This is a genomic window from Alkalibacterium psychrotolerans (assembly GCF_054784355.1).
The window spans coordinates 1-853 of the sequence record NZ_BAAGPH010000065.1; the positions used below are offsets into that span (position 1 = coordinate 1).

General features: G+C 41.3%; 1 protein-coding gene. It reads right to left on the reverse strand.

Annotation, left to right across the window (positions count from 1 at the left end):
* Nucleotides 1–745: IS91 family transposase (locus ACYVLS_RS08895; protein ID WP_460323701.1), on the reverse strand; the 745-nt coding region annotated here is incomplete at its 3' end.
* Nucleotides 746–853: the final 108 nt, after the last annotated feature.

Consider the following 853-nt stretch of genomic DNA (forward strand, 5'->3'; position numbering starts at 1 on the left):
CCAGTAACCCTTTTACACGTGTTTGACTCCTCTTAGGCGCATGGATATAGAACCCATCCGGGTTATTCTTATACGCGGCTTGTAGTAGTGGTTGGACTTGCTTTTTAGCGCGCTCTGACAAGACTCTTCGGATTAATTTCAAGACAACAGTCTGCCACTGTTTTCTTAGTTTGATGTAAGGGATATAGTCATATTGTTTCCATTTTCCATCCTTCGTCACCCCGCCCATTGTCACAAGCATATGGATATGGGGGTTAAATTCCAGTTTAGATCCAAAAGTATGAAGCGCTGAAACAATACCTGGTGTAACACCTAATGATTGAAACCATTCATTCAAAAGCCGTCCGGCTTCGTTCATTAACCCTTTTAGCAGTTCTTTTCGGTACCGGCTGGTGAAAATGGGCCGCAGGCCTTCATCAATCGTTAAAATCACATGGCGGTGAATACTACGGTACATGTCATGTGATTGTATGTCTGCCCACTTTTGGGCTTCGCCTACTGCACAAGTGGGACAGAACTTCCCTTTACACCGTATCGGAACATGCTTGACATTGGGACAAGCCTCGCACTTGTATACACGGAATCCGTTAGACACATCCCCACAATGCAGAAACTTCTCAACCTCTTTTCTTATGACTGATCGAACCTTACCCTTGTTAATTTCTAGAAAATTTTCCCAATTGTTATTGTCCAGAAATATGGCTTTAAGTTTATTCATTTCTATGCGAATTCTTTTCTTTACCATATGTTTATAATACCCTTACAATCCCTCTCTTTTCAAATCAACTGATTGTCACTTGCGATTGAGGTGATGGGCTTTCTAAAAGGTAAAACTTTATACTTTCCTATACTA